Raw genomic sequence first — 24,185 nt, forward strand, 5'->3', positions numbered from 1 at the left:
ATGCGGTAGAGGAGCGTTCTGTAAGCCTGTGAAGGTGAGTTGAGAAGCTTGCTGGAGGTATCAGAAGTGCGAATGCTGACATGAGTAACGACAATGGGAGTGAAAAACTCCCACGCCGAAAGACCAAGGTTTCCTGCGCAACGTTAATCGACGCAGGGTTAGTCGGTCCCTAAGGCGAGGCTGAAAAGCGTAGTCGATGGAAAACAGGTTAATATTCCTGTACTTCTAGTTATTGCGATGGAGGGACGGAGAAGGCTAGGCCAGCTTGGCGTTGGTTGTCCAAGTTTAAGGTGGTAGGCTGAGATCTTAGGTAAATCCGGGATCTTAAGGCCGAGAGCTGATGACGAGTTGCCTTTAGGCGACGAAGTGGTTGATGCCATGCTTCCAAGAAAAGCTTCTAAGCTTCAGATAACTAGGAACCGTACCCCAAACCGACACAGGTGGTTGGGTAGAGAATACCAAGGCGCTTGAGAGAACTCGGGTGAAGGAACTAGGCAAAATGGCACCGTAACTTCGGGAGAAGGTGCGCCGGTGAGGGTGAAGGACTTGCTCCGTAAGCCCATGCCGGTCGAAGATACCAGGCCGCTGCGACTGTTTATTAAAAACACAGCACTCTGCAAACACGAAAGTGGACGTATAGGGTGTGACGCCTGCCCGGTGCCGGAAGGTTAATTGATGGGGTTAGCTAACGCGAAGCTCTTGATCGAAGCCCCGGTAAACGGCGGCCGTAACTATAACGGTCCTAAGGTAGCGAAATTCCTTGTCGGGTAAGTTCCGACCTGCACGAATGGCGTAACGATGGCGGCGCTGTCTCCACCCGAGACTCAGTGAAATTGAAATCGCTGTGAAGATGCAGTGTATCCGCGGCTAGACGGAAAGACCCCGTGAACCTTTACTATAGCTTTGCACTGGACTTTGAATTTGCTTGTGTAGGATAGGTGGGAGGCTTTGAAGCGTGGACGCCAGTTCGCGTGGAGCCATCCTTGAAATACCACCCTGGCAACTTTGAGGTTCTAACTCAGGTCCGTTATCCGGATCGAGGACAGTGTATGGTGGGTAGTTTGACTGGGGCGGTCTCCTCCTAAAGAGTAACGGAGGAGTACGAAGGTGCGCTCAGACCGGTCGGAAATCGGTCGTAGAGTATAAAGGCAAAAGCGCGCTTGACTGCGAGACAGACACGTCGAGCAGGTACGAAAGTAGGTCTTAGTGATCCGGTGGTTCTGTATGGAAGGGCCATCGCTCAACGGATAAAAGGTACTCCGGGGATAACAGGCTGATACCGCCCAAGAGTTCATATCGACGGCGGTGTTTGGCACCTCGATGTCGGCTCATCACATCCTGGGGCTGAAGCCGGTCCCAAGGGTATGGCTGTTCGCCATTTAAAGTGGTACGCGAGCTGGGTTTAGAACGTCGTGAGACAGTTCGGTCCCTATCTGCCGTGGACGTTTGAGATTTGAGAGGGGCTGCTCCTAGTACGAGAGGACCGGAGTGGACGAACCTCTGGTGTTCCGGTTGTCACGCCAGTGGCATTGCCGGGTAGCTATGTTCGGAAGAGATAACCGCTGAAAGCATCTAAGCGGGAAACTTGCCTCAAGATGAGATCTCACTGGAGCCTTGAGCTCCCTGAAGGGCCGTCGAAGACTACGACGTTGATAGGTTGGGTGTGTAAGCGCTGTGAGGCGTTGAGCTAACCAATACTAATTGCCCGTGAGGCTTGACCATATAACACCCAAGCAATTTGCGTCGAATGACCAGATTGCGGTGTTGTGAAGACTGCAAAGCCGAGAATTTGTAACTCACAAAACATCACATACCCGATTCGCTGGAGTGTCTTAAACAAGACCTTCTGGCAACAGAATTTCTTGACGACCATAGAGCATTGGAACCACCTGATCCCATCCCGAACTCAGCAGTGAAACGATGCATCGCCGATGGTAGTGTGGGGTTTCCCCATGTGAGAGTAGGTCATCGTCAAGATTAAATTCCGAAACCCCTATCTGCGTACGCAGGTAGGGGTTTTGTCTTTATGGCGTCTGTGGGAGCGTCGCACCGCCGCACATGAGTGAAAACCAGCCGAAAAAAACCACCCCGCAGGGTGGTCTCTTCACATCCATTTACCGATTCAGTCGCCGTAGTACTCGCAACCACTGGTGCAGGTCTCATGAATCCGTACCTTGGACAGCTCCGGCAGCAGCGGCTTGACCTGATCCCAGATCCATTTGGCGATCACTTCGCTGGTCGGGTTCTCCAGGCCAGGAATGTCGTTCAGGTAATTGTGATCCAGTTGCTCGTACAGTGGCTTGAAGATCGCCTTGATCTCGGAGAAATCGCGAATCCAGCCAGTATGCGGGTCGAGCGGGCCGGTCAGGTGCAGGGCAACCTTGAACGAGTGACCATGCAGGCGACCACACTTGTGCCCTTCAGGGACGTGGGGCAGGCGGTGTGCCGATTCGAATGTAAACTCTTTGAAAATTTCCACGATGTCTTGACTCTGTAAACCAATGCTGGCTGTCAGTTTACCAGCATGGTCACTTCAGTGGTTGCAGATGCGTGTGCAGCTTGCCGGTTTCTATCAGCTCAAGCAGCTCGTCGCCCAAGCGCTGGCTTTCGGCCATTGCCTTGTGCCAATAACGCTGGCGGCTACCGGCATCCCCCATGAAACGCTTGAAGTCGCTGCGGTCCGGCAGCTTGCCGTAGGGCAGGCTGGCCAGGTACTGCGGCGAGGGTGCCAGCAGCAGGACATTACGTAAGCGTTGGGCGTCACCGCGGCGCCAGGGCAGGGCCTTGTCGAACCAGCCGGGGATGACCTTGTCGGTGAAGTGCGGGTAAAGCACGATATCGTCACCGGCGTAGGGCAGGTCCAGGTGATAGTCGAGCAGCCCGCCATCACGGTAGGTCCCCTGGCCTGCGCCGGGGATATCGCGCACGCCTTGCATGACCATGGGGATCGACCCGGAAGCCAGGAGGGCATGCCGCAGGTTGTTGATATCCAGCGCCAGGTAGCGCGACGGGAAGTCGGTCAGTGCCTGCAACGGCGGACCGCTACGGGCATCGTGAAGAATGATCCGTTCGAAGTGCCGGGCCAGGCGCGGGCGGCCGATCAGGTTGTCGGCGATCACCGATGACAGGCCCATGCCCAGGCGCCCGCGATGATCATGGGCAAGCAGCCCGTGGCTTCTTACCACCATGATGTTCAGGCGATAGTCCGAACTTTCGAGGACCTGCGCGTCGCGCCCTTCGAGCAATTCATCGAGCATGCGCTCGCAGCTGCGGCTGACTTCAGCCTGGGTCACACCCTTGGCAAAGTCCTGTTCGGTGTACAGCTGCCCCAAGCGCTGCAGGGCCTGGGCCGGGTTGGGCAGGCAGGCACTGGCGAAGCGCCAGGAGCCGATCGAGGCACCGATCAGCGCCCGTTCACGCGGTGTGCCGGGTAACCACTGGCCGAACAATGCCAGGTCCAGCCCTTGGATGCCCAAAGCCTTGGGGCCGCCCGCAGCGCCTGGCAACACACCCACATCCGCTGCCTGCAAGCCACCTTCGCGTATGCGTTGCAGGGCACGGCTGCCGGCCTTGAGGGTCAGGGCCGGGTACTTGATATGGATTGCGCTCATACGGGCCTCGCGGTCTTGAGCCGGTAATTATAAAGAACAGCGGTCCAGATGTGGGGCAGGGCTGCGCTATCATGTCGCCAGTTGTTTTCAGCTTCAATTAAGTTCGGTTGGGTACTCTAGGCCCCGTAGAAACATTTTTGATCTCAACGGAGAGACACGATGAAAACTTTGACTGCCCTGTTCGCCACTGCTGCCCTTGCCCTGAGCGCCAACGTCGCGCTGGCTAAAGATGTACAGCCTGATGAAGTGGTAAAACTGGTCAACGCCAAGAGCATCAAGTCGCTGGACGAACTCAAGGCCGCCGCCATCGCCAAGCACCCAGGCGCAACCGTCACCGATTCCGAACTGGAAGACGAGTACGGTCGCTATATCTACAAGGTCGAACTGCGTGACGCCCAGAACGTCGAGTGGGACGTTGATCTCGATGCCAAGACCGGCGAAGTCCTCAAGGACGCTCAGGATACCTGATGAGCCCTTGCATGCGAGCAGCACAGACCGTTCTCATTGCGCTGTTGGCCCTCTGCTCGCTGGCTTCGGCCCGCGACCTCGATCAGGACGAAGCCCTGCAACTGCGCGAGCGGGGCATCATCCTGCCGTTGGAGCAACTGCTCAAAGACGCCCTGGGACGCTATCCCGGGGCGACATTGCTGGAGGCGGAGCTGGAACAGAAACACGACAGGTACGAGTACGAGGTCGAATTGCTGACCCCTGAAGGCGTGGTGCGCGAGATCAAGCTCGACGCTACCAATGGAGCGCTGCTCAAAGACGAGGAAGATGACTGATGCGCCTGTTACTGGTCGAGGACAACGTGCCGCTGGCAGATGAACTGACCCAGAGCCTGCAACGCCAGGGTTATGCGGTCGACTGGCTGGCCGACGGCAGGGATGCGGTCTACCAGGGCAGCAGCGAACCCTATGACCTGATCATTCTCGACCTCGGGCTGCCCGGCTTGCCGGGCCTCGAGGTGCTGGCCCAGTGGCGCGCATCTGGCCTGGCGACACCGGTGTTGATCCTCACCGCGCGCGGCTCCTGGGCCGAGCGTATCGAGGGCTTGAAGGCCGGCGCCGACGACTACCTGAGCAAGCCCTTTCACCCGGAAGAACTGCAGCTGCGTATCCAGTCGCTGCTGCGCCGTGCGCGTGGGCTTGCCAACCAGCCGACCCTGGACGCCGCCGGCCTGCAGCTGGACGAAGGCCGCCAGTGTGTGACCCGTGCCGGCGTCGACATCCAGCTCACCGCTGCCGAGTTTCGCCTGCTGCGATATTTTATGCTGCACCCGCAACAGATCCTGTCGAAAAGTCACCTGGCCGAACACCTCTATGACGGTGAAACCGAACGGGATTCCAACGTCCTGGAAGTACACGTCAACCACCTGCGCCGCAAGCTTGGCCGCAGTGTGATCGAGACCCGCCGCGGCCAGGGCTACCGCTATGCCGGGAGCAGCGAGTGAAGTCGATCCAGGCACGCTTGAGCCTTGGCCTGATTGCGGTACTGGTGCTGGTCGGGCTGGTCCTGGCCCAGCTCAGCCTGTGGCTGTTCGAAGCCGGGCTGCAACGCTACCTGGAGACGGGGCTGCGCAAGGAGAGTGAAAACCTGCTGGTTGCCCTGGTGCGCGGCCAGACTGGGCTGGAACTGGACGAGCGACGGATCTCCTCGGCCTACAAGCGGCCGTTCTCGGGCTATTACTTTCGCATCGACTTCGACGGCGGCAACTGGCGCTCGCGTTCGTTGTGGGACATGGACATGCCGGCTCCGGCAACACCGGGCCTGCACACCGGGCTGCAGCTTGGACCCGAGGGCCAGCAACTGTTGGTCCTGCGAGCCGACTACCGGCGACTGGGCCAGGCGATTTCCATCAGTGTCGCCCAGGACTATACCCCGGTGCGCGATGGCTTCAGGCGCATGCAGCAGATCGGCCTGGGCCTGGGCCTGGTCGCGCTGTTGCTGATCCTGGTGCTGCAACGCATCACCGTGACCCGTTCATTGCGCCCGCTGGAACGTGCCCGCGAACAGATCGCCCAGTTGCAGCAGGGCCAGCGGTCACAGCTCGATACCCAGGTGCCGACAGAGCTCGAGCCCCTGGTCGCACAGATCAACCACTTGCTGGCCCACACTGAAGACAGCTTGCGTCGTTCACGCAATGCCCTGGGCAACCTTGGGCATGCGCTGAAGACGCCTCTGGCGGTGCTGCTCAGCCTGGCCTCCAGCGAACGCCTCAGGGACCTGCCGGAAGTCCGTGCCCAGTTGCGAGACCAGCTCGAGCAGATCCAGCAGCGCCTGAGTCGCGAACTCAACCGCGCACGTTTGGCCGGTGACGCATTGCCGGGCGCCCTGTTTGATTGCGATGCAGAGCTGCCGGGGTTGCTGTCGACCCTGGGCATGATCCATGGTGAAGGCCTGGAACTGAGCAAGCAGGTACCCGCAGGTTTGTTGCTGCCCTGGGATCGTGAAGACCTGCTCGAACTGCTGGGCAACCTGCTGGACAACGCCTGCAAATGGGCTGACAGCGAAGTGCGGCTGAGCATCGAAGAACAAGCGCAACACTATTGCCTGTGGATCGATGATGACGGCCCGGGCATCCCGGAGAAGGCGCGCGAGCAAGTCCTTGAGCGCGGGACCCGGCTTGATGAGCAGGTCGATGGTCACGGCCTGGGTCTGGGCATCGTGCGCGACATCGTCGAGGCCTGGGGTGGGCAGATGCGTTTGCTGGAAAGCCCGTTGGGTGGATTGCGGGTCAGCATCGAGCTGCCGCGCAAGGTCAGATAGCATCGCGGGTCATGTAGGAGCTGCGGTGCGGCGATCCGACTTGACCCGCGATGAGGCCCTCAATCGCTAACTATGACGCGGCTGGCCATACGCCTGGGTGATCCGGTCAATCACCATCGCCAGCGCCACAATCGCCAAGCCGGCCTCCACGCCTTTGCCAACATTGAGCGTCTGAATCCCCGCCAGCACATCTTCTCCCAGCCCGCGCGCGCCAATCATCGAGGCGACCACCACCATCGACAGGGCCATCATCACCGACTGGTTGAGCCCGGCCATGATGCTCGGCATCGCCAGCGGCAGTTGCACCCGCCGCAGTCGCTGCCAGCGACTGGCCCCCAGGCCGTGAGCCGCCTGGGTCAGGCTCGGGTCGATCTGGCTCAGGCCCAGTTCGGTCAGGCGGATCAGGGGCGGCAGGGCATAGATCAGGGTGGCGAAGATGGCCGGCACCTTGCCCAGGCCGAACAGCATCAACACCGGGATCAGGTAGACGAAGCTGGGCAGGGTCTGCATGACGTCGAGCACCGGCATCAGCAGCTTGCGCGCCAAGGGCCGGCTGGCCAGCAGGACGCCCACCGGGATGCCGATCAGTACGCACAGGCCGGTGCTCACCAGCACCAGCGCACAGGTTTGCAGGAGCTTGTCCCACAGGCCGACCACGCCGATCAGAAACAACAGGCCGCTGAGCACCAGGGCACGGACGACACTGCGGCTGGCGTGCCAGGTCATCAGTGCGACGATCACCAGCAACAGCCACCAAGGCGTCAGGCGTAGCAGGTTTTCCAGGCCGACCAGTACCTGCAGCAGGCCATCGGAGACATTGCGCAATTGATCGCCGTAAGCCAGTACCAGCCAATCAACGAAGCGGTTAACGGCGTCGGCAAAGGAGAAGTGCAACGTTTCGGGAAAGCCTCCACTCACAGGCTCGCCTCGACCTTGCCCGCGATCTCGGCGGGTAGCCAGGCTTTCCAGATGTTCGGGTTATCACGCATGAACCTGAGTGCTGCCTCCTTGGGCGACTCGCGCTTTTCGCTCATCTGCGCCAGGGTCTTGTTGAGGGTGTCGATGGGCAGGTCGACCTTGGCGAAGAACTCGACCAGTTGCGGATAATCCTTTTTGAATGGCGCAGAAACACCAATGGACAATTTTGCCGGCAGTGAGCGCGTGCCTTGCGGGTTTGGATGGCTGGCATCGGTCAGGGTCTGCCAGGCCTCGGCGTTGAACGGCGGCTCCTCAAGGCGTACCAGGTCGTAGCGGCCCATGAGCGGGGTAGGGCTCCAGTAGTAGAACAGCACCGGTTTGCCGCGGCGGATGGCTGAAGTGATTTCGGCATCGAGGGCGGCACCCGAGCCGCTGCGAAAGTTCACGTAGTCGTTGTCCAGGCCATAGGCCTTGAGCTTCTGGCTATTGACGGTCTCGGAGGTCCAGCCGCTGGGGCTGTTGAGGAAGCGGCCCTTGTCGGGGGACTCCGGGTCCTTGAACACGGCCTTGTACTGCTTGAGGTCGGCCACCGAACGCAGGTGCGGCGCCAGATCCTTGATTACGTACGCCGGCACATACCAGCCTTCATCGGCATTCTTCACCGTATCGCCGATGCTGAATACCTGGCCGGCCTGCTCGGCCTTTACCCAGGCCGGGCTGCGCCCGGCCCATTCTTCGCCGATGACCTGGATGTCGTTGCGTGCCAGCGCGACTTCCATGCTCACGGTGCTGCCGGGCAGGGTGTCGGTGGGGTAACCGTAGCCTTTCTCGACGATCAGCCGCAGGATCTCGGTGGTGAGGCTGCCGCTTTCCCAGGTGATGTCACCGAAGTGGATGGGCATGGATTTGTCGGCGGCGTGGCTGCAGGTAATCAGCCCCAGCGCAAGGAGTGCGCTGGTCAGCAGGGTGGTGATCGGCTTCATTGTGCCTCGCTCGCAAGGTAGGGAGTCTGGCAAGTGTAGTAGAGGAGAGCCGGCAGGTTTTTGTGGGAGCTGGCTTGCCAGCGATGAGGCCTGCATGAGGCTCCACCTGCGAGCGCTTTGCGCTCGATCGCTGGCAAGCCAGCTCCCACGGGGTTACACCCGGAACTGATCCATCAGCCCCTGCTGCTGGTTGGCCAGGCTGTTGAGCGACTGGCTGACCCGCGCCGATTCGTTGGCCTGTTCCGACAGCGATTCGGTGACGTCACGAATGGTAGCCACGTTGCTGTTGATCTCTTCAGCCACCGCACTTTGCTCTTCGGCGGCGCTGGCGATCTGCAGGTTCATGTCGCTGATCACCGTGACCGCATTGCCGATCTGCTGCAGGGCGGTGACCGCCTGGCCGACCTGCTCGACGCTGCCCTGGGCCTGGCGATGGCTGCTGTCCATGGCGCCGACCACTTCGCGGGTGCCGGCCTGCAGCTCTTCGATCACCTGGCGGGTTTCTTCCACCGATTCCTGGGTGCGCCGGGCCAGGTTGCGCACCTCGTCGGCGACCACGGCAAACCCTCGACCGGCTTCACCGGCGCGGGCGGCCTCGATGGCGGCGTTCAGCGCCAAGAGGTTGGTCTGCTCGGCGATCGAGCGGATCACTTCCAGCACCGAGCCGATCTTTTCGCTGTTCTCGGCCAGTCCTTCGACCTGGCCCATGGCGGTGCTCATGTCGGCGGCGAGGGTGTCGATGCTGCTGGTAGTGCGGTCGATCACGGCCAGGCCCTGGCGGGTGGCCTGGTCGGCGTCGCGGGCAGCCTGGGCGGCTTGCGCGGCGCTACGGGCGACGTCCTGGGCGGTGGCACTCATCTCGTGGGAAGCGGTGGCCACCTGATCGACCTGGCGATACTGCTGTTCCATACCGGCGCTGGTCTGGCTGGCGATCGCCGAGGACTGGTCGGCGGTATCGCGGGCGGCCTGGACCGAGCGCTTGACCTCGGCAATGGTCGGCTGCAGCTTGTCGAGGAAGCGGTTGAACCAGCCGGCCAGTTCACCCAGTTCGTCGCGCTTGTCGTAGGTCAGGCGGCGGGTCAGGTCGCCTTCGCCGCTGGCGATGTCCTTGAGCATGGCCGCCACGCCGAGGATCGGCCGGGTCACGGTGCGCGCCATCAGCCAGATCAGCAGCAGGCCGACGATGGCCGCCAGCAGGCCCAGGCCCAGTTCCATCAGGGTGCCGCTGGTGTTGCGTTGGTCGAGCTCTTGCTTGAGGGCTTCGGCCGGGCCGGTCAGGGCGCTTTCCGGTACGTCGAGCAACACGCCCCAAGGCTTGCCGCCAGGGATCGGCGCGAACGAGGCCAGCACCTTCAGGCGCTGGTTGTGGTGGAGGCTGTGCAGCGGCGTGCTGTCGCCCAGCAGGCGGATCAGCTCGGCGCCTTTTTCCGCGTCGACCTGGTCGAAACGTTGGGCCAGCTTGCCGGCATCCGGGCTGTAGCCGGCCAGCAGGCCTACCGGGCTGAGGATACCGACCTGGGTCTGGCCCTGGTAAAGATTGCGGCTGGCCTGTTGGCTCAAGGCCTGCAGGCTGTTGAGATTGATGTCGATGGACAGGGTGGCGATCACCTTGTCGGCGGCCATCAGCGGGAACACGATGCTGGTCATCAGCACCTGCTGGCCGTTGATCTCATAGAAGTAGGGCTCGATCACACAGACCTTGCGGGTCGTGCGCGGGCACACCGACCAGGTGTTGGCCGGCTCGCCGCTGGGGCCGATGCTGGTGTCGTTCATGTCGCGCTCAGGCAGCGCCATGGAGGTCAGTTGGCCCGGGGTCGGTTGCGACCAGTACAGGGCAAAGCGGCCTTTCTCGTTGCTGCCCAGTTCTTTCTGGTTGACGAACAGTGCGTCCTTGTTGTCCAGCGCGTTGGGTTCGAACACCAGCGACAGGCCGAGCAGGTCGGGGTTGGCCTGCAGCGCCGCGCGTACCTGGCGGGTCATGTCCTCGCGCAGGTCGAAGGCATCGAGAAAGCGCTTCTCAGCCTGTTCGCGCAGGAACAGCACCTGGCGGGCGAAACCGGCACCGTACTGGTAGGCATCCATGAACTGGCGACGGATGTTCAAGGCCTGGACTTCGCCCTGGGATTCGATGCGCCCCTGGGCCGCTTCGGTGAGCATCTGCATGCTGCTGGCCTTGACCAGTTGCGTACTGTGCTCCATGCGATACAGCGAGAGGCCCACCAGCAGGGTAACGATGCCAGCCAGGCACAGGCCGGCCAGCAGGGTGATCTTCCACTGTATGGAAAGTTGTCTGAACGACATGGCGAAGTCCTTAGATCCTGAAAGATTGAGGCTGCCGACTATGTCGGCCGCGAGGCCGTTTTCTTTATTCAAACGTTCAATTTAAATGCGTCGTTTTCGGTCGCTGAGGCGACTTATTGTCGCAGGCGCAACACTCCGTTTTTTTGACAAGCGCGGGGGTCTGCTTCAGAGTGTGCGCCCTCCATAAAAATACCTGTCGTTCGGCCACTGCTTGCGAGCAGTCTGTCGCCGGATCGGTCGCTTTTTGTCTGGTTTCTAGAGGTCACAGAATGAATGCAGTAATTGCCGCGGTCGGCATCATGCTGATATTGAGCCTGTCCCGCGTGCATGTGGTGATCGCCCTGATCGTCGGCGCCCTGGTGGGTGGCCTGGTCGGTGGCCTGGGCATCGAAGGCACGCTCAAGGCCTTCAATGGCGGGCTGGGTGGCGGTGCCACGGTGGCGTTGTCGTACGCGTTGCTTGGCGCTTTCGCCGTAGCCATTGCCAAGTCGGGCATGGCCCATGCCTTGGCGGATCGCGCTCTGGCCATGATCGACCGGCAGGGGCATAGCAACGGCGGCAAGGTCAAATGGCTGTTGATCGCTCTGCTGCTGGTGGTGGCGATTTCGTCGCAGAACATTCTGCCGATCCATATCGCCTTCATTCCGTTGCTGGTGCCGCCGCTGCTGTATGTATTGACCAAGCTGCAGATCGACCGGCGCCTGGTGGCCTGCGTGATGACCTTCGGCCTGATCACCCCGTATATCTTCCTGCCGGTGGGCTTTGGCAACATCTTCCTTAACCAGATCCTGCTGGGCAGTGTCAGCCGCAGCGGCGTGGATGTCAGCGGCGTCAACGTTACCCACGCCATGGCCATCCCGGCCGCGGGCATGCTCTTTGGCCTGCTGGTGGCGGTGTTCATCAGCTATCGCAAGAAGCGTGAGTATGACCTGGAGAAAATCGAGCAGGTCGAGCAGGTCACGGTGCGCTACAACCCGCTGACCCTGCTGGTGGCCGGTGTTGCCATTGCGGCGGCGTTCATCATCCAGCTGTGGCTGGACTCGATGATCATCGGCGCCATGGCCGGTTTTCTGATTTTCTCGGTCTCGGGCATCGTGCGCTGGAAAGACACCGATGACCTGTTCACCGAAGGCATGAAGATGATGGCCATGATCGGCTTCATCATGATCGCCGCATCAGGCTTCGCCGACGTGATGAAGGCCACCGGCGAGGTCAAGTCCCTGGTCGAGGCCTCGGCGGCCTGGATCAATCACAGCAAGGGCATTGGTGCGCTGTTGATGCTGCTGGTCGGCCTGCTGGTGACCATGGGCATCGGCTCCTCGTTCTCCACCGTGCCGATCCTGGCGGCGATCTTCGTGCCGCTGTGCGTGCAACTGGGCTTCGATCCTGTGGCGACAGTGTGCATCGTCGGTACCGCTGGAGCCTTGGGGGATGCCGGTTCACCGGCGTCGGACTCGACCCTGGGGCCGACCTCGGGCCTGAACGTCGATGGTCAGCATCACCATATCTGGGACACCGTGGTACCGACCTTTATCCATTACAACCTGCCATTGCTGGCATTCGGTTGGCTGGCGGCGATGATGCTCTGACGCAGGCGACGGGCTGAGCGCAAGGCTCAGCCTTTGGCAGGTGGCGAGATGCGGTTGAGCACCATGTTGCCGTTTTTGTTCCGGGTCAGGTAGACCGGCAACACCTTGGGCAAGGCGCTGACCAGGCGCTTGATTTCGCTGGTGTTGTAGATACCGCTGATGCGGATGCTGCCAGTGCTGGCATCGGCCAGCAGCAGCGGTTTGTCCAGGTAGCGGTTGATCATTGGCAAGGCCTGGGCCAGGCTCTGGTTGTCGAGGATCAGCTTGCCGCTGCGCCAGGCCAGGCTGTTGTCCTGGTTGTAGGTCTGGCTCAGGCGTGGCTCGTAGTCGCCGGCCTTGTAGCTGGCCTGCATGCCCGGGCCCAGACGATAGCTGCTGTCGCTGGCCTGGCCATCGCTGCTGACCAGCACTGAACCTTCGACCAGGGTCACCTTGACCTGATCATCGTACTTCCACACGTTGAACTGGGTACCGGTGACCCGCGTCCAGCCATTGGCCGCATGCACCACGAAGGGATGCTGGCTGTCATGGCTGACCTTGAAGAAGGCTTCACCCTTGATCAGGGTGACCCGGCGCTCATCCTTGTAGTTGCTAAAGCGCAGCTCGGTATTGAGGTTCAGTTCGACCTCGCTGCCGTCGCCGAGCACAACGCGGCTGAGCTGGCCGTTGCTTTCCAGGTGCTGATAGCTATTGGGCAACCAGCCTTGCTCCCAACCGACCCAGGCGCCGGCTGGCAGCGCCACCAGGGCGATGGCTGCCGCCGTGGCGAAACGCTGCCAGTGGTTGCGCTGGCGCTGTGGCAGGGGCACCACGTTGTCCGGGACGCTGCGGGGCAGATGGTCGGCGGTCTGCCAGATTTCCAGCATCGCCTGATATTCCTGCAGGTGCAGCGGGTTGGCACTCAGCCATTGCTCAAACGCGCGCCGCTCGGCGGCTGTGCAGTCTTCAGCTTGCAAGCGCAGGCACCACTGCGCGGCGGCATCGGTGATGGCATCGTATTCGGCGGCGCTGAGACTGGTGTGATTCATTGAAACTCCCGGTTTTGTCCATTCTACCTTGCAGGGTAGGTGGGCGAGAACCGAGATAATGGCGAATGACTATCAGTTGTAGGCTTTTTTACCGTCAAACCCGCGTAAAACCGCGGATCTGACAATGATTGCTTACAAAATCACGGACGGAAGGTAAGCCTGCGACGCCTGTTCAGCGTCGCAGGCCAGGTTTCAGAACTGCGCGGCATCCAACTCGAACAACGGGGCACTGCCGGCGCGGATACTGGCTTGCAGCGACAGCGTGCGTGGCAGCAGGCGTTCGAAGAAGAACCCGGCGCTGGCCAGCTTGGCGCCGTAGAACGCCGGGTCGTGCACCAGCGCGTCGCGGGCGACGGCGGCCATGCGTGACCACATGTAGGCGTAGGCGACGTAGCCGAACAACTGCAGGTACTCCACTGAGGCTGCGCCAATGGCGTTCGGGTCGCGGCTCGCTTGCGTGCATAGCCACTGGCTCAGGTCTTCCAGCTCGTTCAGGGCGTTAAGCAGCGGCTGGCAAAAAGGCGGTTGTGCCTGGGCAAACTCGCGAATCTGCGCGGCAAAGGCAGCCAGCGCCTTGCCGCCATCGGCCACCACTTTACGGCCGAGCAAGTCCAGCGCCTGGATGCCGTTGGTGCCCTCGTAGATCTGCGCAATGCGCACATCGCGCACCAATTGCTCCTGACCCCATTCGCGAATATAGCCGTGGCCGCCAAACACCTGCTGGCCAAGTACGCAGCTCTCCAGGCCATTGTCGGTGAAGAAGGCCTTGGCCACAGGTGTCAGTAGCGCCACCTGGTGTTGCGCCGCGTCGCGCTCCTCGGCGTCTTCAGCGTACTTGGCAATATCCAGTTGCTGGCCGACGTAGGTGGCGAAGGCGCGTCCGCCTTCGGTCAGGGCGCGCATGGTCAGCAACATGCGCCGTACATCCGGGTGGACGATGATCGGGTCGGCAATCCGCTGCGGGTCCTGGGCGCCGGTGGGCGCCCGGCTCTGCAGGCGTTCGCAGGCATAGCGCGCGGCATTCTGGTAGGAGGCCTCGGCGCAACCAATGCCCTGAATGCCGATCGACAGGCGCTCGTAGTTCATCATCGTGAACATCGCCGCCAGTCCACGGTTCTGTTCACCGATCAGGTAGCCGGTGGCGCCATCGAAGTTCATTACGCAGGTGGCCGAGGCCTTGATGCCCATCTTGTGCTCGAGCGAACCACAGCTGACCGCGTTGCCTTGGCCAAGGCTGCCGTCGGCATTGACCAGGTACTTGGGCACCAGAAACAGCGAAATGCCCTTGGGCCCGGCCGGCGCATCCGGCAGTTTGGCCAGCACCAGGTGGATGATGTTCTCGGTCAGGTCCTGGTCGCCGCCAGTGATGAAGATCTTGGTGCCGCTGACCTTGTAGCTGCCATCGGCCTGGGGCTCGGCCTTGCTGCGGATGATGCCAAGGTCAGTACCGGCGTGGGGCTCGGTCAGGCACATGGTGCCGGCCCATTGGCCGCTGTACAGCGCCGGCAGGTAAGTGGCCTTGAGCGCTGCGCTGGCGTGGGCGTCGATAGCCAGGCAGCAACCGGCGCTCAGCGCCGAGTACAGGCTGAAGCTGCAGTTGGCGGCGTAGAGCATCTCTTCGAATTGCACCGCGAGCATCTTCGGCATGCCCAGGCCGCCAAACGCCGGGTTACCGGCCAGGCCCACCCAGCCGCCGTCGCGGTAGGTCTGCCAGGCCTGGCGAAAGCCGTCCGGGGTGCGCACGGCGCCCGCCTCGAAGGCCACGCCCTGTTCATCGCCGCTGCGGTTGAGCGGGGCGATCAACTGGCCGGTGATTTTCGCCGCCTCTTCAAGGATGGCGTCGGCGGTGTCGGCATCGACCCGTTCGGCCAGGGCTGGCAGGCGTGCCCACAAGGCCGGGCCGTGGAATACTTCATGAAGGACAAAGCGCATGTCGCGCAGGGGAGCATTGAATTCAGGCATGGCCGTTCTCGCAGTCAATAGGGGTCAGAGCGCCTTGGCCCAGTCGCGCAACAGGTACTTCTGGATCTTGCCGGTGGACGTCTTCGGCAGTTCGCTGAATACCACGGTTTTCGGCAGTTTGAAGCCGGCCAGGTGCTCGCGGCAGAAGGCGATGATCTCGGCTTCTCGGGTGCCCTCGCAGCCGGCCTTGAGGGTGATATAGGCGCAGGGGGTTTCACCCCATTTCTCGTCGGGGCGGGCGACCACGGCGGCTTCGAGTACTGCCGGGTGCTTGTAGAGGGTGTCCTCGACTTCGATGGTGGAGATGTTCTCGCCACCGGAAATGATGATGTCTTTGAGCCGGTCCTTGATCTCCACGTAGCCGTCGGCATGCCAGACCGCCAGGTCGCCGGTGTGGAACCAGCCGCCACGGAAGGCTTCAGCGGTGGCTTCGGGATTTTTCAGGTAGCCCTTCATCACCGTGTTGCCGCGCATAAAGATCTCGCCCAGGGTGTTGCCGTCGCGTTGCACTGGCTCAAGGGTCTGCGGGTCGGCGACCATCAGGCCTTCGAGGGTCGGGTAGCGCACGCCCTGGCGTGACTTGATCCGGGCACGCTCGGCCAGCGGTTGTTCATCCCACTCGGCATGCCAGGCGCAGACGGTCACCGGGCCATAGACTTCGGTCAGGCCATAGACGTGAGTGACCTTGATGCCCATCTCTTCCACCGCGCCGATGACCTTGGCCGGTGGCGCCGCACCGGCGACCATGGCATTGACCGGGTGATCGATGGCCGCCTTGGCCGAGTCGGGCATGTTGATCAGCGCATTGAGCACGATCGGCGCGCCGCACAGGTGGCTGACCTGATGTTCGCGGATCAGGGTGAGAATCTTCTGCGGATCGACCCGGCGCAAGAACACATGGGTACCGGCCAGGGCGGTGACCGTCCAGGGATAGCACCAGCCGTTGCAGTGGAACATCGGCAAGGTCCACAGGTACACCGGGTGATTGCCCATGGCCCAGGTCATCTGGTTGCCCAGGGCGTTGAGGTAGGCGCCACGGTGGTGATAGACCACGCCCTTGGGGTTGCCGGTGGTGCCGGAGGTGTAGTTCAGCGAGATGGCCTGCCATTCGTCTTCGGGCCAGTGCCAGGCGAACGCGGGGTCGCCTTCGGCGAGAAACGCTTCGTAGTCCAGGTCGCTGACCGCCTGGCCTTCGCCGTACTCCGGGTCATCGACATCGATCACCAGCGGCGGGTATTTCATCAGCGCCAGGGCCGCTTCTACGACCTTGTGGAACTCGCGGTCGGTGATCAGCACCTTGGCTTCGCCGTGCTCGAGCATGAAGGCGATGGCTTCGGCGTCCAGGCGCACGTTGAGGGCATTGAGCACCGCGCCGATCATCGGCACGCCAAAGTGCGCTTCGAGCATCGCCGGAATGTTCGGCAGCATCACCGCCACCGTATCGCCCTGGCCGATGCCGCGCCCGGCCAGGGCGCTGGCCAGGCGCCGGCAACGTTCGTAGGTTTGCTGCCAGTTGCGCCGGATGGCGCCGTGGATCACCGCCGGGTACTGGCCGTAGACGGCGGCGGTGCGCTCGATGAAACTCAAGGGGCTCAAGGCAACATGATTGACAGGGGCGGGCGCCAGGCCCTGGGAGAAAATCGACATGAGGTCGTCCTGTGCAGGAGGCAGCCGCCTGTGGCGAACTGAAACCTCCGATGGCTGATTGTTAGCTCTGATCAGGTTTCGGGAAGGAGCAGGCCCTTCCGGTATCGCAGTTTTACGTGAATTGCTATGGTAGCTGGAAGATAGACTATAGCAATATGGTATAAATACTATAAAAGCCCTGAGGCACCGCTTTGGATACTCCTTTCTCCCTGCTGCTGGCCAAGGATCCACAGCCCAGTCTGTTGCTGGATGCTGCGGCCAGCGTGCTGGCCAGCAACCCGGCCTTGCGGGCCATGCTCGGGCCCTGGCCGCAGCGTGACGCCGACTTCTGCTTGCCGAGCAACTATCAGGCACTGGTGCAGGCCTGTCTGGAGCAAGCGCGGGCGATCAGTGAGGTCGAGGCGCAAGTGGCTGGGCAGATCCTGCTCTGGACCTTCATCCCCGATGACGCCGGCCAACAGGTCCTGGCGCGTTGTCGGGATGCCACCCTGGAGCGCCAGGGTGAACGTGAGGCCAGCCGGGCCCGGCGCCTGTACCGGCTGATCACCGAGAACACCACCGACCTGATTTCCCGGCATACGCCTGACGGCAGCTTTATCGATGCCTCGCCCGCCGCGTACCGCCTGCTCGGCTACTGGCCGGAAGCGTTGCGCGGGGTGCCGGTGCAGACGCTGTTTCACCCCCAGGATCGCCAGCAATCACTGCTGCAAGCGTCCCAGGCGCTGGAGCAGGACGGCTACCAGACCATGACCTGCCGGGTGCGGCACCGCGATGGGCGCTACCGCTGGTTCGAGATCGCCAGCCGCGCGATCCGCGAGACCTACACCGGCGCCGTGGTCGAGATTGTCAGTGTCTCGCGGGACATCAGCGTGCGCATCGAGGCGCAGGAAAACCGCCGGCGCCTCGCCGAGGTGGTGGAAGCCAATACCGACCTGGTGTTGTTCAGCGACCGCGACGGCCAGCTCAGCTACCTCAACCAGTCGGCGCGCCGGGCGCTGGGCTTGCTGGGCGTAGAACCGCTGCCCAGGCTGCAAGCGTTGCTCGACCCGGCACTGCAGCAGCGCCTGCACAACGAAGGGTGGCAGCGTGCCGAGCAACACGGGGTCTGGCAGGCCGAGGCGCGGCTGATCGCGCATCAGGGCGGCACGGCGTTCCCGGTGTCGCTGGTGCTGCTGGCCCATCGCGCGACTGGCGGTGAGCGCTACTACTCGCTGGTGGCCCGCGACATGACCGAGCGTGAGTTGCGCGAAAGCCAGCAACGTCGCCATCAGGACGAACTGGCCCACAGTGCCCGGCTGATCACCCTGGGCGAGCTGGCCTCGGGGATTGCCCATGAAATCAACCAGCCACTGGCGGCGGTGGTCAACTACGCCAGTGCCAGTCAACGCTACCTGCAGGCGCTGGATCGCGATCCGCAGGCTGCGCAGCGCATTGCCCATGGCTTGCAACGCATCAACGAACAAGCCACCCATGCCGCCGAAGTGATCAAACGCTTGCGCGCCTTTTTGCGCAAGGAGCCGCGGCGCTTGCAGGCCTTGGCGATTGTCGATGTCGTCGATGAAGCGGTGCGCCTGTGCGATTGGGAAGCCAGCCGTGACCAGGTCAGGATCGAGCAGCGGGTGGCTGAGGGGCTGCCGTCGGTCTATGCCGACCGGGTGCTGCTTGAGCAGGTGCTGCTCAACCTGTTGCGCAATGCCATCGACGCCAACCGCGAGCAACATAAAGGCCAGGCCTCGCGTATCCTGCTCAGCGCAGCGCTTGAGGCGGGCTGGCTAATGATCCGGGTCAGCGATCAAGGGCCGGGGGTGGCGGCCGAGCGCCTGGACGGCATCTTCACCCCGTTCACCACCAGCAAGGCGGATGGCCTGGGTTTGGGCCTGAGCATGAGTCGCAGTATCGTCGAAGGCTTTGGTGGCACTTTGCATGCCCAGCCAGGCGAGGTGGGCGGATTGATCTTGTGCTGTCGGCTGGCGCCGGTGGCCAACAGTGGGGAGTGATATGCAGGAACCGCGGGTGTATGTAGTCGATGACGATCAGGGCATGCTCGATTCGACCGTGTGGCTGCTCGAATCGGTGGGCTTGCAAGCGCTGCCGTTCACCAGCGGCCAGGCGTTTCTCGACGCCTGCGACGGTGACTTGCCGGCCTGTGTGCTGCTGGATGTACGCATGCCGGGCATGGGCGGCCTGAGTGTGCAGGAAGCGTTACGCGCCCGCGGTATCGATTTGCCGGTGATCTTCGTCAGCGGCCATGCCGATGTGCCGATCGTGGTGCGGGCCTTCAAGGCCGGGGCCTGCGATTTCATCGAAAAGCCCTACAACGATCAGTTGCTGCTCGACAGCGTTCAGGATGCCCTCGGGCGAGCGCGCCATGCCGGGCCGCTGGAGGCCGTGCAGGCGCGCATCGATAGCCTCACGCCCCGTGAGCGGGACGTGCTCCTGCCGCTGGTGCAGGGCTATACCAATCGGGAAATTGCCGAGCAGCTCGAGGTCAGCGTCAAGACGGTCGACCTGTATCGCTCGCGGGTGATGAAGCGCATGCAGGCCGAGCACTTGCCGGCGCTGGTGGGGATGGCGATCGCCTGTGGGTTGGTGCAGCCGTTGAACTTGCGTTGAATTGATCGCGGGGCAAGCCCGCTCCCACAGGAGCGAGCCGGACCTGCGATGCTTTTAAGGCCTGCGCCCCAGCAGCAAACCGACCACTAGGCCAAACCCCGCCGAAATCGCCACCGTCTGCCACGGATGGCCGCCGATGTAGTCCTCGGTGGCATCCACCACCGGCCGCGCCTTGCTACGCACGCCGTTGACCGCCTTGCGGGCCTGCTTCAATTTCAGCCCGACCTGGGCGCGCAGGGTTTCGGCTTCTTCGCCAACTAGCGCTGCGCTGTCGCTGAGCAATTTTTCCGATTCTTCGATCAACGCTTGCAGTTCGCTGAACGCCTGATCCTTGATTTGCTCGGCATCGTTTTGCACGGTGGTTCTCCTGGCCATGAGCGCTTCCTCGTCAGTTGATGGCATTGAACAGTGGATGCCAGCGGGCATGGAAAGTTGCAGCAGTTTGCCGAGCGCTGGCGGCTACAGTGTAAGATAGCGCCTATTTTCCAGCGGCAGGACACCCCTCATGAGTTTCAATCTGGCCAACAAGAGCTTCGCCGAACGGGCGCAGATCGAGGACGAGAAAGCACGACTGTTCGAGCTCTGGCAGACCAACCTGGGCAAGGCCAAGGCCGATGCCGCCCGGCTGATCGCCGAGAAGCCGCGGCGCAAGGGCAAATGGGCTGAATGGGTACGGGCAGAGCTGGACGGCATGTCGCCGCCCGAATACGCCAATATGGTCCGCAGTGAAGTCAACAAGCTGATGGCCGCCGCCAAGTAAGTTTCAGGCAAACACCGCCAGTACCGCTTCACGCACCTTCTCCAGCGCCGGGTCCGGTTGCCCGCCGGTGCGCCAGCCCAGTTCCACCGGATACTGCGGCAAGGCCAGCGGGCAAGGCAGCACCACCAGGCCAGCGGTGTCGGCAATGGCCCGGGCGGCATGGCCGGGCAGGGTGGCCAGGCGCTCGCTGCCTTTGAGCAGATAGGCCAGGGCGGCAAAATGGCTGGTCGAGGCCGCCACCCGGCGACTCAAGCCCAGCTCGGCCAACGCTTCGTCGACGATACCGATGAAGCCTCCCGACGACACCAGGATCTGCTCGCGCGCCACGAACGCTTCCAGGCTTAAGCCGCGTTGCCCGGGCATCAGGCTATGCGGATCGACCAGGCACAGGTAATCCCCTTCATCGAGCACCCGGCGGCTGAGCAGGCGGGCGGAAAACCCGCCCGAGGTCAGTGCCAGATCAAGGCTGCGATCCAGTAACGCGCGGGCGACAATCTGGCTGTGGGTCTGGCGAAAGATCAGGCGCAGGCCCGGCGCCAGCTGTTGCACCTGCTCGATCAGGGCTCGGCCGTAGGCGATCTCGAAATCATCGGACAAGCCCAGGGTCACCGCCCGGCCTTCGAACTGTTCGGCCTGCGGGTCGAGCAGGGCCAGGCTTTGCCGGCATTTGTTCAGCGCTTCGCTGATCAGCGGCTTGAGCTGGTTGGCACGCAGGGTCGGCGCCAGGCCGCGCCCGGTGCGCATGAACAGCGGGTCGCCATACACCTCGCGCAAACGCCGTAACGCGGCGCTGACGGCCGACTGGGTCAAGCCCAGGCGCACGGCGGCGCGGCTGGCGCTGACTTCGTCATGCAGGGCTTCGAAGACCTTGAGCAGGTTGAGGTCGATATCGGTGATATTCGCAGGATTCATATCATTCAGAAACGAAGTGGGCTTTATTCATGATTGGCCCGGCGCCGACAATCTGCAACACCCATCGCCCATCCGGAGCACCCGCTAATGACCACGTCCGTCGTCGCCGCCTTGCAGATCGGTTCATCGCCTGAAGGCAAAGCCCATACCCTGGAACAGATCCTTGCCTACGAGCAGGCCATCAGTGAGGCGGGCGCCAGCCTGGTGGTGATGCCCGAAGCGCTGCTGGGGGGTTACCCCAAAGGTGAGATCTTCGGCACGCGCCTGGGCTACCGCCTGCCCGAAGGCCGCGAAGCCTTCGCCCGCTACTTTGCCAATGCCATCGAGGTGCCCGGCAGCGAGACCGACGCCCTCGCTGGCTTGTCGGCGCGCACCGGCGCCAGCCTGGTGCTCGGGGTGATCGAGCGCAGCGGCCATACCCTGTATTGCAGCGTGCTGTTCTTCGAGCCCGAGCAGGGCCTGGTGGCGGTGCACCGCAAGCTGATGCCCACCGGCACCGAGCGGCTGATCTGGGGCCGTGGCGACGGCTCGACCCTGCCGGTGATCGAAGGTCGTGCCGGGCGCATCGGCGCCGCGGTGTGCTGGGAAAACTACATGCCGTTGCTGCGCACGGCGATGTACGCCAAGGGCGTGGAGCTCTGGTGTGCACCGACGGTGGACGAGCGCGAGCTGTGGCAGATGAGCATGCGCCATATTGCTGCCGAAGGCCGTTGCTTCGTGATCAGTGCCTGCCAGGTGCAGGACTCGCCCAACGCGCTGGGCATCGAGGTCGCCGACTGGCCGGGCGAGCGCCAGCTGATTGCCGGGGGCAGCGTGATCGTCGGGCCGCTGGGTGAAGTGCTGGCCGGGCCATTGGTCGGTGAGCGCGGTCTGCTGTGTGCCCAGATCGACACCGCAGAGCTGGTGCGCGCCCGCTATGACTTCGACGTCGTCGGCCACTATGCACGGCCGGATATCTTCGAACTGAGCGTGGATGAGCGCAGCAAACCCGGCGTGCGCTTCATCAATCAGGATTGAGGGTTACCAGGGCGCACTGGCCGGTTGCGGCAGGTTGAGCCGGCCACTGTCGCTGAAGCGCCGGGTACCGAACGCGCCGCCGGCCAGCTTGCCGCGCACGGTGTACGGCAGGCCATCGAGGCTGCGCACCTGGCTCAGGCCCACGGCCTGGCGCAGCACCGAGAACGCGGTGATGCTCACTGGCACCACCAGCACGCCTTCGCTGAAGCGGCCGATGCGACCGCTTTGGTCGCTGACGCCTGCCGCCAACGGCTGGCCATTGACCTCAAGGTTAAGGGCGATGCCGTTGTAGTCGATCGCGGTTTCATTGGGGTTCTGCACGCGGATCTTCACCGCCATGCGCAGTTCCAGGTCCTGGCCGGGCAGGGGATCGATACCAATCACGCTGATGTTCACCGGGTCGCGGGGCTGGAACAGGGCGCAGGCATTCAGGCCGCCGATCAACAACAGGGCCAGGCACAAGCGTAGGCATCGGGTCACGGGCACAGCTCCAGAACAGGAGAACAGCCCCGAGTGTGGCAAATGCACAGCGGCGTTGAAAGTAGTGTGAGTTATGAAAGATACTTGTTCTCATTAACGCCCGATAATTTCTCTTACTGGCCCATCGAGTCCTTCATGTTGACGTCTCCCGTGTCCGGGCTGCTAGCGAGCTTCCAGGAACATTACGATGACCTGTTGCAGTTCCTGACCCGGCGTATGAGCGATCGGCAGCGGGCCGCCGACGTCGCCCAGGAAACCTACCTGAAACTGGTGAAGATCGAGCAGCAGGACCTGCCGGTGCTGCATGCACGCCGTTTCATCTTTCGCGTGGCCGGCAACCTGGCGATCGATACCCTGCGCCGCGAGCAACGCATGAGCAGCAGTCTCGACGACAGCGAAGTGGCGCGCCAGGTGCCGTGCCCGGCGCCAGCGCCGGAGGCGGCGTTGCTGGCCAGTGAACGCCTGGAGCAGCTCGATGAAGCCTTGCTGCAACTGTCGCCCAACGCCCGTCAGGCCTTGTTGCTCAACCGCGTCGAAGGCCTGACCCAGGCGCAGATCGCACAACGGCTGGGCGTTTCCGAGAGCATGGTGGCAAAATACATCGGCCAGGCCCTGCGCCATTGCCGCGACTGGCTCAAACACAATCATGACTGATGCTCATATGCCCGCGCCGCAGCCGATCAGCGATTTGTCCGATGATGCCCTCGACTGGCAGGTGCTGCTGCATTCGGGCAACGCCAGCGCCAGCGACCAACAACGCTACCGGCGCTGGTGCGCGCTGAGCCCGGCTCATGCCGAGGCCGCGAGTGAAGCCGAGGCGTTGTGGGCGGACCTCGGGCAGACCCGAGCGGCGGCTGAGGTCATGGTGACGGCGCCAGGCCGGCGGCGCTGGGGCTCGAAACTTGCCGCCTCGCTGGTGCTGGCGCTGCTCGGATACGGCGGCCTGCAACAGGCGCCGGCCTTGCTTGCCGACTACCACACCGGGGTTGGCCAGCAGCAGCGGATCACCCTGGTCGATGGCTCGCAGGTCACGCTCAATAGTGGCAGTGCCTTGTCGGTGGACTTCAGCAGTGGCGAGCGTCGCGTTGTGCTCAAGGCCGGTGAGGCCTTGTTCGAACCGGCCGCCGATCCACGGCCGTTCGTGGTCGATGCCGGGGCTGAACCCGTGCAGGGCAGTGCGGCGGTATTCAGCGTGCGCCGTGACGGTGTGCGCAACCGCGTGGTGGTTGCCCAGGGGCAGGCGCGGGTCGGCGGGCAGTGGCTGGAAACCTCGCCCGATGCTCGCGCGCAAACTGCCTGGCAGCGCGGCAAGTTGATCTTCAACGGCAAGCCGCTGCGGGAAGTGTTGGCCGAGCTTGAACGCTATCAGCACGGGCGCATCGTGCTGTCTGACCAGCAGCTGGCGGCGCTGCAGGTCAGCGGGGTGTTTGACCTGAATGACCCTGAAGGGTTGTTGCGCACCCTGGAGCAGCGCTATGCGCTGAAAGTTACCTACCTGCCTTGGCTGGCGGTGGTGTACTGACGGGCCTCATCGCTGGCAAGCCAGCTCCCACAGGTATTGCATGCACCGTACCTGTGGGAGCTGGCTTGCCAGCGAT

General features: G+C 62.7%; 21 protein-coding genes, 2 rRNA genes and 2 pseudogenes (1 of these 25 cut by a window edge). 13 read left to right on the forward strand and 12 right to left on the reverse strand.

Going from position 1 to position 24,185, the window contains the following annotated elements; genetic code table 11:
- A 23S ribosomal RNA gene (locus BV82_RS09595) occupies positions 1–1,722 on the forward strand; it begins 1,168 nt to the left of the window's first position.
- Positions 1,723–1,861: 139 nt separating this feature from the next.
- Positions 1,862–1,977: ribosomal RNA gene (gene rrf / locus BV82_RS09600) — 5S ribosomal RNA — on the forward strand.
- A 145-nt stretch (positions 1,978–2,122) separates the two neighbouring features.
- On the opposite strand, the gene queD is transcribed toward rrf, so the two are convergent.
- Both queD and BV82_RS09610 read right to left on the reverse strand, forming a co-directional pair.
- Entirely contained in the window at positions 2,123–2,479 is a 357-nt protein-coding gene (gene queD / locus BV82_RS09605; RefSeq protein ID WP_010226613.1) for a 6-carboxytetrahydropterin synthase QueD, read from the reverse strand.
- A gap of 49 nt (positions 2,480–2,528) precedes the next feature.
- Positions 2,529–3,611 carry a patatin-like phospholipase domain-containing protein gene (locus BV82_RS09610; RefSeq protein WP_036994482.1) on the reverse strand — a complete coding sequence of 361 codons (1,083 nt, stop codon included), beginning with the start codon at positions 3,609–3,611 and terminating at the stop codon, positions 2,529–2,531.
- 159 nt (positions 3,612–3,770) lie between these two features.
- Between BV82_RS09610 and BV82_RS09615 the strand changes: the two genes are divergently transcribed.
- Genes BV82_RS09615 through BV82_RS09630 form a run of 4 tightly spaced genes read left to right on the forward strand, consistent with a single transcriptional unit; the run spans position 3,771 to position 6,377 of the window.
- Positions 3,771–4,079: a PepSY domain-containing protein gene (locus tag BV82_RS09615; protein ID WP_010226611.1), complete on the forward strand. Its 309-nt coding sequence runs from the start codon at positions 3,771–3,773 to the stop codon at positions 4,077–4,079.
- Positions 4,080–4,090: 11 nt separating this feature from the next.
- A complete protein-coding gene (locus BV82_RS09620) occupies positions 4,091–4,393 on the forward strand; it encodes a PepSY domain-containing protein (protein ID WP_010226609.1) in 303 nt (100 codons plus the stop codon).
- Positions 4,393–5,061 carry a response regulator transcription factor gene (locus tag BV82_RS09625; RefSeq protein ID WP_010226607.1) on the forward strand — a complete coding sequence of 223 codons (669 nt, stop codon included), beginning with the start codon at positions 4,393–4,395 and terminating at the stop codon, positions 5,059–5,061. The genes BV82_RS09620 and BV82_RS09625 overlap by 1 nt, the downstream gene beginning before the upstream one ends.
- Complete coding sequence (locus tag BV82_RS09630) at positions 5,058–6,377, forward strand: sensor histidine kinase (protein ID WP_010226605.1); 1,320 nt, start codon at positions 5,058–5,060, stop codon at positions 6,375–6,377. Before BV82_RS09625 ends, BV82_RS09630 begins: the two co-directional genes overlap by 4 nt.
- Before the next feature lie 66 nt (positions 6,378–6,443).
- On the opposite strand, the gene BV82_RS09635 is transcribed toward BV82_RS09630, so the two are convergent.
- From BV82_RS09635 to BV82_RS26700, 4 genes and pseudogenes are all read right to left on the reverse strand, one after another.
- Positions 6,444–7,295, reverse strand: coding sequence for an ABC transporter permease (locus BV82_RS09635; protein WP_026001520.1), 852 nt, complete (start codon positions 7,293–7,295; stop codon positions 6,444–6,446).
- Positions 7,292–8,278 (reverse strand): ABC transporter substrate-binding protein, encoded by a 987-nt coding sequence (locus BV82_RS09640; protein WP_036994483.1) that lies wholly within the window; start codon positions 8,276–8,278, stop codon positions 7,292–7,294. Before BV82_RS09640 ends, BV82_RS09635 begins: the two co-directional genes overlap by 4 nt.
- A gap of 153 nt (positions 8,279–8,431) precedes the next feature.
- Positions 8,432–9,187, reverse strand: a complete 756-nt coding sequence (locus BV82_RS26695; RefSeq protein ID WP_374045273.1) for a methyl-accepting chemotaxis protein — start codon at positions 9,185–9,187, stop codon at positions 8,432–8,434.
- A 102-nt stretch (positions 9,188–9,289) separates the two neighbouring features.
- Positions 9,290–10,579: pseudogene (locus tag BV82_RS26700) on the reverse strand (methyl-accepting chemotaxis protein); the annotation flags it as partial.
- Positions 10,580–10,848: 269 nt separating this feature from the next.
- Between BV82_RS26700 and BV82_RS09650 the strand changes: the two are divergent.
- A complete protein-coding gene (locus tag BV82_RS09650; protein WP_010226597.1) occupies positions 10,849–12,168 on the forward strand; it encodes a Na+/H+ antiporter family protein in 1,320 nt (439 codons plus the stop codon).
- 26 nt (positions 12,169–12,194) lie between these two features.
- Here BV82_RS09650 and BV82_RS09655 read toward each other — a convergent pair whose 3' ends face one another.
- The 3 genes from BV82_RS09655 to BV82_RS09665 all read right to left on the reverse strand — a co-directional run bounded on the left by BV82_RS09655 (position 12,195) and on the right by BV82_RS09665 (position 16,805).
- The gene (locus BV82_RS09655) at positions 12,195–13,196 is read right to left on the reverse strand and encodes a FecR family protein (RefSeq protein ID WP_010226595.1); all 1,002 of its coding nucleotides are present in this window, start codon (positions 13,194–13,196) and stop codon (positions 12,195–12,197) included.
- Positions 13,197–13,388: 192 nt separating this feature from the next.
- Positions 13,389–15,158 carry an acyl-CoA dehydrogenase C-terminal domain-containing protein gene (locus BV82_RS09660; protein WP_036994486.1) on the reverse strand — a complete coding sequence of 590 codons (1,770 nt, stop codon included), beginning with the start codon at positions 15,156–15,158 and terminating at the stop codon, positions 13,389–13,391.
- A 24-nt stretch (positions 15,159–15,182) separates the two neighbouring features.
- Positions 15,183–16,805, reverse strand: a complete 1,623-nt coding sequence (locus tag BV82_RS09665; protein ID WP_010226591.1) for an acyl-CoA synthetase — start codon at positions 16,803–16,805, stop codon at positions 15,183–15,185.
- A 191-nt stretch (positions 16,806–16,996) separates the two neighbouring features.
- Between BV82_RS09665 and BV82_RS09670 the strand changes: the two genes are divergently transcribed.
- On the forward strand, positions 16,997–18,802 hold the full coding sequence (locus BV82_RS09670; RefSeq protein WP_036994488.1) for a PAS domain-containing sensor histidine kinase: 1,806 nt from the start codon (positions 16,997–16,999) through the stop codon (positions 18,800–18,802).
- Position 18,803: 1 nt separating this feature from the next.
- Entirely contained in the window at positions 18,804–19,418 is a 615-nt protein-coding gene (locus BV82_RS09675; RefSeq protein ID WP_010226584.1) for a response regulator transcription factor, read from the forward strand.
- Between the two features lie 54 nt (positions 19,419–19,472).
- Here the strand turns inward: BV82_RS09675 and BV82_RS09680 are convergent, their stop codons facing one another.
- Positions 19,473–19,793 (reverse strand): ElaB/YgaM/YqjD family protein, encoded by a 321-nt coding sequence (locus BV82_RS09680; RefSeq protein ID WP_036994490.1) that lies wholly within the window; start codon positions 19,791–19,793, stop codon positions 19,473–19,475.
- A 130-nt stretch (positions 19,794–19,923) separates the two neighbouring features.
- Between BV82_RS09680 and BV82_RS09685 the strand changes: the two genes are divergently transcribed.
- Complete coding sequence (locus BV82_RS09685) at positions 19,924–20,178, forward strand: hypothetical protein (RefSeq protein ID WP_010226580.1); 255 nt, start codon at positions 19,924–19,926, stop codon at positions 20,176–20,178.
- Between the two features lie 3 nt (positions 20,179–20,181).
- Here the strand turns inward: BV82_RS09685 and BV82_RS09690 are convergent, their stop codons facing one another.
- Complete coding sequence (locus tag BV82_RS09690) at positions 20,182–21,090, reverse strand: LysR family transcriptional regulator (protein WP_010226578.1); 909 nt, start codon at positions 21,088–21,090, stop codon at positions 20,182–20,184.
- Between the two features lie 87 nt (positions 21,091–21,177).
- On the opposite strand from BV82_RS09690, the gene BV82_RS09695 reads away from it, so the two are divergent.
- Complete coding sequence (locus BV82_RS09695; RefSeq protein ID WP_010226576.1) at positions 21,178–22,107, forward strand: carbon-nitrogen hydrolase family protein; 930 nt, start codon at positions 21,178–21,180, stop codon at positions 22,105–22,107.
- 3 nt (positions 22,108–22,110) lie between these two features.
- Here BV82_RS09695 and BV82_RS09700 read toward each other — a convergent pair whose 3' ends face one another.
- A complete protein-coding gene (locus BV82_RS09700) occupies positions 22,111–22,587 on the reverse strand; it encodes an LEA/WHy family protein (RefSeq protein WP_036994493.1) in 477 nt (158 codons plus the stop codon).
- Between the two features lie 135 nt (positions 22,588–22,722).
- On the opposite strand from BV82_RS09700, the pseudogene BV82_RS09705 reads away from it, so the two are divergent.
- Together BV82_RS09705 and BV82_RS09710 are read left to right on the forward strand one after the other, a co-directional pair.
- Positions 22,723–23,229 (forward strand): annotated as a pseudogene (locus tag BV82_RS09705) (RNA polymerase sigma factor); the annotation flags it as partial.
- Between the two features lie 4 nt (positions 23,230–23,233).
- Complete coding sequence (locus BV82_RS09710; protein ID WP_036994495.1) at positions 23,234–24,109, forward strand: FecR family protein; 876 nt, start codon at positions 23,234–23,236, stop codon at positions 24,107–24,109.
- Positions 24,110–24,185 lie beyond the last annotated feature (76 nt).

The organism is Pseudomonas donghuensis (genome assembly GCF_000696345.2).
Taxonomy (GTDB): Bacteria; Pseudomonadota; Gammaproteobacteria; order Pseudomonadales; family Pseudomonadaceae; genus Aquipseudomonas; species Aquipseudomonas donghuensis.

Bases quoted from the DNA above. Each gene is read 5' to 3' on its own strand.
- BV82_RS09610 (WP_036994482.1), bottom strand. From the start codon at position 3,611: ATGAGCGCAATCCATATCAAGTACCCGGCCCTGACCCTCAAGGCCGGC.
- BV82_RS09615 (WP_010226611.1), top strand. From the start codon at position 3,771: ATGAAAACTTTGACTGCCCTGTTCGCCACTGCTGCCCTTGCCCTGAGC.
- BV82_RS09620 (WP_010226609.1), top strand. From the start codon at position 4,091: ATGCGAGCAGCACAGACCGTTCTCATTGCGCTGTTGGCCCTCTGCTCG.
- BV82_RS09625 (WP_010226607.1), top strand. From the start codon at position 4,393: ATGCGCCTGTTACTGGTCGAGGACAACGTGCCGCTGGCAGATGAACTG.
- BV82_RS09640 (WP_036994483.1), bottom strand. From the start codon at position 8,278: ATGAAGCCGATCACCACCCTGCTGACCAGCGCACTCCTTGCGCTGGGG.
- BV82_RS26695 (WP_374045273.1), bottom strand. From the start codon at position 9,187: ATGGAACAGCAGTATCGCCAGGTCGATCAGGTGGCCACCGCTTCCCAC.
- BV82_RS09650 (WP_010226597.1), top strand. From the start codon at position 10,849: ATGAATGCAGTAATTGCCGCGGTCGGCATCATGCTGATATTGAGCCTG.
- BV82_RS09655 (WP_010226595.1), bottom strand. From the start codon at position 13,196: ATGAATCACACCAGTCTCAGCGCCGCCGAATACGATGCCATCACCGAT.
- BV82_RS09660 (WP_036994486.1), bottom strand. From the start codon at position 15,158: ATGCCTGAATTCAATGCTCCCCTGCGCGACATGCGCTTTGTCCTTCAT.
- BV82_RS09665 (WP_010226591.1), bottom strand. From the start codon at position 16,805: ATGTCGATTTTCTCCCAGGGCCTGGCGCCCGCCCCTGTCAATCATGTT.
- BV82_RS09675 (WP_010226584.1), top strand. From the start codon at position 18,804: ATGCAGGAACCGCGGGTGTATGTAGTCGATGACGATCAGGGCATGCTC.
- BV82_RS09680 (WP_036994490.1), bottom strand. From the start codon at position 19,793: ATGGCCAGGAGAACCACCGTGCAAAACGATGCCGAGCAAATCAAGGAT.
- BV82_RS09685 (WP_010226580.1), top strand. From the start codon at position 19,924: ATGAGTTTCAATCTGGCCAACAAGAGCTTCGCCGAACGGGCGCAGATC.
- BV82_RS09690 (WP_010226578.1), bottom strand. From the start codon at position 21,090: ATGAATCCTGCGAATATCACCGATATCGACCTCAACCTGCTCAAGGTC.
- BV82_RS09695 (WP_010226576.1), top strand. From the start codon at position 21,178: ATGACCACGTCCGTCGTCGCCGCCTTGCAGATCGGTTCATCGCCTGAA.
- BV82_RS09710 (WP_036994495.1), top strand. From the start codon at position 23,234: ATGACTGATGCTCATATGCCCGCGCCGCAGCCGATCAGCGATTTGTCC.